This window comes from Clostridium sp. MCC345 (assembly GCF_018785345.1).
In the GTDB taxonomy this organism is placed as follows: domain Bacteria; phylum Bacillota; class Clostridia; order Lachnospirales; family Anaerotignaceae; genus Anaerotignum_A; species Anaerotignum_A faecicola.
Window position 1 is genome coordinate 1 of sequence record NZ_WQPP01000022.1, and the last position, 5601, is coordinate 5601.

6 protein-coding genes and 1 pseudogene are annotated in these 5601 nt (G+C 38.1%); 3 read left to right on the plus strand and 4 right to left on the minus strand.

Annotated elements, in window-relative coordinates:
- Window positions 1-220: 220 nt before the first annotated feature.
- The 3 genes from GPK49_RS05850 to GPK49_RS05860 all read right to left on the minus strand — a co-directional run bounded on the left by GPK49_RS05850 (window position 221) and on the right by GPK49_RS05860 (window position 2757).
- Window positions 221-1414: a site-specific integrase gene (locus GPK49_RS05850; protein WP_215677013.1), complete on the minus strand. Its 1194-nt coding sequence runs from the start codon at window positions 1412-1414 to the stop codon at window positions 221-223.
- A 78-nt stretch (window positions 1415-1492) separates the two neighbouring features.
- Window positions 1493-1696 carry an excisionase gene (locus GPK49_RS05855; protein ID WP_002607397.1) on the minus strand — a complete coding sequence of 68 codons (204 nt, stop codon included), beginning with the start codon at window positions 1694-1696 and terminating at the stop codon, window positions 1493-1495.
- Complete coding sequence (locus GPK49_RS05860) at window positions 1696-2757, minus strand: replication initiation factor domain-containing protein (RefSeq protein WP_256756141.1); 1062 nt, start codon at window positions 2755-2757, stop codon at window positions 1696-1698. The genes GPK49_RS05855 and GPK49_RS05860 overlap by 1 nt, the downstream gene beginning before the upstream one ends.
- 486 nt (window positions 2758-3243) lie before the next feature.
- On the opposite strand from GPK49_RS05860, the gene GPK49_RS05865 reads away from it, so the two are divergent.
- The 3 genes from GPK49_RS05865 (at window position 3244) to GPK49_RS05875 (ending at window position 5237) form a co-directional block, all read left to right on the plus strand.
- On the plus strand, window positions 3244-3915 hold the full coding sequence (locus tag GPK49_RS05865) for a helix-turn-helix domain-containing protein (RefSeq protein ID WP_021422697.1): 672 nt from the start codon (window positions 3244-3246) through the stop codon (window positions 3913-3915).
- A gap of 257 nt (window positions 3916-4172) precedes the next feature.
- Window positions 4173-4700 carry a flavodoxin domain-containing protein gene (locus tag GPK49_RS05870; RefSeq protein ID WP_021422708.1) on the plus strand — a complete coding sequence of 176 codons (528 nt, stop codon included), beginning with the start codon at window positions 4173-4175 and terminating at the stop codon, window positions 4698-4700.
- Between the two features lie 297 nt (window positions 4701-4997).
- On the plus strand, window positions 4998-5237 hold the full coding sequence (locus GPK49_RS05875) for a DUF6061 family protein (protein ID WP_006858432.1): 240 nt from the start codon (window positions 4998-5000) through the stop codon (window positions 5235-5237).
- 76 nt (window positions 5238-5313) lie between these two features.
- Here the strand turns inward: GPK49_RS05875 and GPK49_RS05880 are convergent.
- Window positions 5314-5601: pseudogene (locus GPK49_RS05880) on the minus strand (hypothetical protein); the annotation flags it as partial.

The following is a 5601-nucleotide window of genomic DNA, read 5'->3' on the forward strand; positions in this document are numbered from 1 at the left end:
AAAGGTCCTCCTAATGATATTTATTGTATCATAGAAGAACCTTCTAAACATTATTTTACAGAAAAAGTCTCACATACCCTTTTATATCTTCTCAAATGTCCGCAAAGCCTTATTTTATCGGCTCTACGGGCATTTTGCTTTTGTGGTAAATCTCACATACCTAGGTCTATCTTCTTATATTTTCGCTATCAATCGTGGTTAAAATCGTGGTAAATACTTCTTATGCGATTAGACGCTGAACCTCTGATTTTGCGGTATCTATGGACGCATGAGCGTACCAGTTCATTGTGATACTGATGTTTGAATGTCCCATGATATACTGTAAATCTTTCGGGTTCATGTTCTTGCTTGCCAGTCTTGTGCAGAACGTATGGCGTAGCGTATGCGGTGTGATATGTGGCAAAGGGTTGTCCATGTGGTGCTTGTTGTATTTCTTTACCATGCGGACAAATAAGGCATTGTAATCAATGGCAACTTTTGGCTTGCCTTTGGGATTGACAAATAAGAAGTTGCCCCGTCCGTCTATCACAAATGGTTCTGCCTTTGGACGTTTCTTCATAACCCGTTGAAATGCCTGTATCGTTTCTTTGCTTAATGGCACTTGCCTAGTTCCGCTCTTTGTCTTAGGCGTTTCAATGTAATAGCCCTGTTCCTTGCTCTTTAGTAACTGGTGGTCGATAATCACAACCTCATTCTTGAAATCAATATCGGCTACTGTCAGTCCGCACAGTTCCGAAATACGAAGTCCTGTCTTTAACAGTATCAGTACATCATCGTAATACTTATGATACACGTTGTCCGTCTTGATGAATGAGAGTAGGGCTTGTTCCTGTTCCTCTGTCAATGCGACTTTCTCTTTGGTATCATTTTCTATGACTTCACTTAACTTGAAATCAAAAGGATTTTTCCTTACACAATCGTCTTGTATGGCGATATAGAATGACGCTTTTAACGAGCGTTTATGGTTGTTAATGGTGTTATAGGAAAAGCCTTTGTCTTTCATGCGTAACGCCCATTCCTTAGCGTCAGAGGGTTTTATCGTATCAATGCTCCTGGCACCCAACTTGTCCTCTTTCAATAACCGCATGAGCTGTTCCCGTTGTTTCTGTGTGCTTTTCTTCACATTTGCCCTCTGTGCGTTCTGTTTGGCGTAGAGTTGGCAAAGCGTCATTTTCTTGCCTGTGCTGTCGATACCGTCCTCAATATCCCGTCTTATCTGCTGTTCCAGTTCTCGAAGTGGGGGTTTTTCCCGTTTTCCCTTTGGTGTCGGGTCTGTGGGTGTCAATCTCCAAGCGTACACATATTTTGTGTTTCCAAATGCGTCTACATATTTATATAAGTATTTTCCGTCTGTTCGTTGGCTCTCTCCAGTATGCAGGATACGTCCTTTGCTATCCCGTCTTTTTTCTTTCATGGTGTCTGCTCCTTTCCTTGTTGGAAAGAGCCTTGATATGACTTGTGTTCATCATAACACATACAAGGCTCATTTGCATTAGATAGCGTCCAATTTGTCAATAACCTGTTCAAACTGTCGGCGTTTAATCTGTATGCGGTTGCCATTCATAATGAGCCAGCCAGCGTCCTTGTTTTCCTCTGCCAAGCGTCTTAGCTTGTTTTCTCCGATACGGAAATATTTTGACGCTTCTTCAATGGTAAGGGTGTATTTTTCCCATACGGGAATATCGTTGTTATTCATCAGATACCCCCTTTCCCATGTTTCGTGTCATACTGGATATAGGGGATAAGGTCGGTGCGGTTTATCCTCTGTAAATGGGCGGTCAGTTTACTGGAAAGGGAAGTGCTGTATCTTGCCTTATCAAGCATAGTTCCCACCCGTTCCAGTCCACCTAATGCGTCATGTTCTTCCAAGAAATAAAAACTTTTGACAGCGGAAATCACACCACCCTCTGTGAGCCATTGCTGTGTTTCCTCAAGGGAATTTTGCTGTTTTGGTACTTGCAGTTTCAAGACTTCCACAGCCCCTAAAAAGCGTTCCCAAAACCGACACGTTTTCCATCTGCTTTTATTACTTTCATTTCTGTTTGGCACGACAAAGCGTAGGTTGTTTGCCAATAACCCGAAAGCCAGTTTCCCAAGTTCCAGCGGTCTGTCTTTGAATGTCATGGCAAAGACATGAGCCTTATCATCACGCAGTTGCATTTCTGTCCGTTTCCAACTGCCGACTTCATTAAGTGTCTTATTATGTTTTGAACATACTTCCTTATCCTTGTCATAAAAGCGGTAAGACAATCCCGATTTACCAGCACCGATATAAACAGTCTTTGCGGTGTCGAAATCATCAAACTTGCTTTCATCAAAGTGGTAGCCCTCACTATTCGAGATAAATTCCTCTTTTTCACATTTCTTCTTTATCTGCTCTATGGTAAAGAATGGCTTTTCGTTCTTATCATCAATGGCAATATCAAGCCTTGTGAAATGGAAATTATCCAGTCCGTATCTTCGCTCACAATGTTTGAACATATCCCCAAAGGTATAATTCCTACTGTCGAGAATACGGAAAATATCATCACAACCTCTGCCGGTCATAACAAGATAACAGCCTAACCCTTGTGGGTTGTCCTCTGTCTTTCTTGCGTCCCCCGATACATAAATATCTCCAATCTGCCAGCGTGCTTGATAAGTCTTGAATTTAACGCTTGCCGGATAGACATTGAAAATGTCAGTCGGTAAACCTAAAATGTGCATGATGACATCTTCTGCGGTTGCGGTTTCAAATACAATGCTGATGTAATCAATCTTAACGGATAAATTTTCGTGTGTTGCGATACTTCATTACTCCTTTCGTATGCCCCGATTTTTTGCGGGGTATAAATTGCATTTTTTCCTTTATTTATCACAGTTTCTAGGTACTATGACATGTATACGCAGGGCGGTGTTACATATACGCCCTTTACGAACGCCTAAAGGCGTTCCCTTTCCAAAAGGAACTGTCTGTCCGAACACGTCTGGGGGACGTGCCCCGTCCAGCCAGCCCCTTTTGGAAACCACTATTTTCGGTCTGACAGTCCATGCTTATTCATGCTATCAAAATGAAAATATATCTTCTCTATGCTTACTCAAGCGTGTGATTGACCCTAGCGTGCTTAATCACTCCATCTGATACGATAATAACGCCATTAGAATTACTTGTCAAGAAGTTTTTGTTGACTTTTGGATATATATTAAGTATGATATGCTTATAAATACCAAGAGAAGCAACGAAAGGAGCGGTTATACTAAGTTATGGAGCATTATGAAAAGAAAATCAGTTTCTTAGGAGAAAACATACAGACCATAAGAAAACACAGAGGAATGAAACAACAGGAACTTGCGGACAAAATCGGTATCAATATGCAGAGCCTTTCCAAGATTGAACGTGGTGTGAATTATCCTACCTTTGATACGCTGGAAAAGATAATGGACGTGCTGGGTGTAACGCCCAATGAATTATTGTCGGGAGAATGGAAGTATATCGACCATACCGAGCCATATATTATGGATATTATCAAACGGGAACAGGACTTCAATGTTTCCTTAGATTATCTGTCTGAAAATGAATTCTTTGATAATGAAAACGAATACAAATTCTACATGGAAACCATATTGATTAGATACATCAGCAATTATCTTTCTAATGAGGTTGTAGAAATTGAAGAACTTATGGAAATCAAACAGTTAATACAGCGTCAAAAAATAGAACGTATGATGAAAGTACACAAGGAAATGCGAGGGTTAGACCGATACAGAGAACAACCAAAAGAATACAAATATCACAACCCTTATGATGATTGGATATTCCGTCAACTTGCAGATATTGACAACAGAAAAAACATTCCTAATACTTCTCCACAAGTAGACTTTAATGAGGGAGATTATGAAGATTATCTAAAGGCGAAATGGAACAGAGGTTTTTAATTTCCTCTTGCATGGAAGATACAGCAAACAAAAAGCCCAGTAAAGAGTGCAAAGCACCACCAATGGTGGCAAGGCTCTTGACAGGGCTTTTTCTTTTCTGTGATTGGTAATCAAGAGGAAGAAAGGAAAAGTGTGCATTTTCAATGCAGAAAATATTTAAAGGGTATGCTGATTTTTATTGTGGTGGATATATGGAACTGTTATAATATGAGTATGAAGAAAGCGACAAATTGGAAGTTGTAGAGGTATAAAGAATTATGAAAAGTTTAATTATATATGGTAGTCAATATGGAACAGCAAAAGCATACGCTACAAAACTTTCAGAGATAACAGAAATTCCTTGCATAAGTTATGAAAACATAAAGGATATAAAGGATTACGAGCAGATAATTTATTTTGGGGGGTTGTATGCAGGTGGTGTAAAAGGATTAAAAAACACATTTAGACTATTGAAAAATAGCAATATCAAAACGATTCTGGTTACTGTAGGGCTTGCAGATGTAAATAATAAAGAAAATACTAATAACATTAAAGCCTCCCTTGAAAAACAACTTGAAAAAGATATTTATAAAAACTCTTTAATCTTTCACTTAAGAGGTGGTATAGACTACAGTAAATTGAATTTCAAGCACAAGACTATGATGAAAATGTTATATCATTCTCTTAAAAACAAGCCAGTTGAAAGCCTTACGCAAGAAGATAAGGCACTGATAGAAACCTATAACACAAAAGTAGATTTTGTTGATTATGATTCGCTAAAACAAATTGTAGAGGTAATTCAATAAATCTCAGTTGATATTTCACATATTTTAGGAAATTTAATAACTGTTATATTTGATTATCAAATTCTTCGCAAACCCTTGAAAATACTAAGTTTGTAGCAAGTGTACTTCCCCTTACTCTTTCCCTTGTGTTACATTCTCCCATTAGCTTTCATGAACCTTAATATGGGAAAAATTAAGGGAAAGAAAATTTCATAACACAGTATAACATATAACAATAACGACATGGTGAACTGATTGAAATGTTTTCGATATTTAACTCTATAACTGATTATCAAAAGAAAATGGAGATAAGATACGATGAGAACAATTTATGCAGAATACAACATAAATCACGATAGTATTGATGTTTACACAAGTGCTGGATATATGCTTCGCATTGACTGCTGGGAAGCTGAAAAAGATTTAAAAACCACATATGGATCAGAATGTGCACTTACTTCATTAGCTGTGGATGAGCCTTTGGAATATGCAAGATTATATCTTGAGGGCAATTTACAGATGTGGGTGGATGCAGAAGATTCATTAGAACTTTATTAAGTGAAAGAGGGATAGTGTTCATTAAGAGTGCTATCCCTCTTTAAAGAATGTGCGAAATGCAATAATTACATATTTTCTATGGATTAACAGAGCGCCTAAAAATAATCCATGTACTTATGAAGTAACAAATCAATAAAATTACCAAAATCCCCATTGTTGCCCCTATTTGTAACATCAATGTACTAAACCCAATATAGGCTGAAATTTCTGCTGATATGGTTTGGATAAAGTAAGCTATTACAACAGCAGCTACAATGATTGCTGTGATAATTGGAAGCCCAAACCGGGTATGTGAGACTTTTTCTGTAAAATAATGTTTAGAAGGTTCTTCTATGATACAATAAATATCATTAGGAGGACCTTT